Source organism: Sphingomonas sp. RB1R13 (assembly GCF_036663775.1).
Lineage (GTDB): Bacteria > Pseudomonadota > Alphaproteobacteria > Sphingomonadales > Sphingomonadaceae > Sphingomicrobium.
In genome coordinates this window covers 1-1,264 of record NZ_JAXOJM010000054.1, presented here as the reverse complement: position 1 = coordinate 1,264, position 1,264 = coordinate 1, and the positions used below count along the sequence as shown (strand labels likewise).

1 protein-coding gene and 1 pseudogene are annotated in these 1,264 nt (G+C 68.3%); both read right to left on the bottom strand.

The features are described from left to right. A pseudogene (locus tag U1700_RS14795) lies at positions 1-466 on the bottom strand (TrbI/VirB10 family protein); the annotation flags it as partial. Then, positions 463-1,264, bottom strand: an 802-nt coding sequence (trbG, locus tag U1700_RS14790; RefSeq protein ID WP_332753446.1) for a P-type conjugative transfer protein TrbG, incomplete at its 5' end; no start/stop codon positions are given. The gene trbG and the pseudogene U1700_RS14795, both read right to left, overlap by 4 nt.

Sequence of the window (1,264 nt, the reverse complement as noted above, 5' to 3'; positions counted from 1 at the left end):
TAATGTCGGCCATCCGCTGTTGCCGTGCTGCCGCGACCGTATCGAGGGACGGAGGGGCAACGGTCGCTTCGGCCCGTTCCTGTGCGCGAAGGATCGGCCGGCCAAGGTCGCCGGGAAGCGGTGGGCCGAGCCTGGGCGCATCGCCATAGCTCGCGGGCAGGCCCGCAAGTGCGTCGGCGGCGGGCTTCGCTATCGGCTGAGACAATTCGCTGTCCTGCGCGACATGCCGAAACACCTGCGGCTTCAACGCCATCCAGGCGATACCCATCAGGCTGGCCGAGCCCACCGCGGCGATGCCGATGATCGCGCCGCGACGGAAGCGGATCGCGCGTACCGGACGGGAACGGATGGCCAATGTCTCCGGGTCGACCTTCGGCGGCTGGGCGGGCGCCTCGGGTGCGGGCGCGTCGAGCACGGCTTCGGCGGGCGAGGGTGCGGCTGACAAAGGTTCGGCAATCTCGGTCATGCGCCCCTCCGCTGAGCGGATGGCCCGATCCTGTCGATGCGGACGACCTGCTGCTGCTTCAAGCCGAGCCGGAGTTCGGCCGCGTCGAAGATCCGGTCGACGACGTAGAAACGATCACGCAGCCGGTAATTGACCAGTTCCACCTTCCCATTTGGGCCGACGACGAACAATGGTGGCGCATCGCCATTGGCGAGCGATGCGGGAAACTCGACATAGGTCCTTGTCCCGTCGTCGAACACGCGCAGCGGCCGCCATGGGGGGCGGTCACCGCTGATCGCGTAGTTGAAATGCAGCTGCTCGATCGCCAGCCCCGTCGCAACCGGCGCTGCAGCCTGCGCGGCTTCCGCCTTGCGTCGCACGGCCAGCAGTTCGTCCTGCGGATAGGTCCAGCGCAGCGAGGACAGCGCCGTTGCCGTGGTGCTGGCGAGCCTGAGATGATAGGCGCGCCGGTCGGTCGTGATGACTAGGTTGGTCAGCAAGCCTGCCGAGACCGGCTTGACCAGCACATGCGTCTGCTTGTCGTCGCCCGAGCCGCTCGTCGTATCGCCGATCACCCAGCGGGCGGTATCGCCGCTCGCGACCGCCACGAGGGTCTCGCCGGGCTGGAGCGCAATGTCCGTTACCAACCCCGGCGCGGTATAGACTTGATAGATCGTGCCGTCGCTGAACGGATAGACCTGCGCGCCGCTGACGAACCCGGTCGCTGCCGGCTCGATCGTGGCGTTCCGTGTCGCGGACCGCACCGCCTTGAGCGGTGCCGCGGCGCGATCCTGCGCCCACGCGGGGCCGGCCAGGACC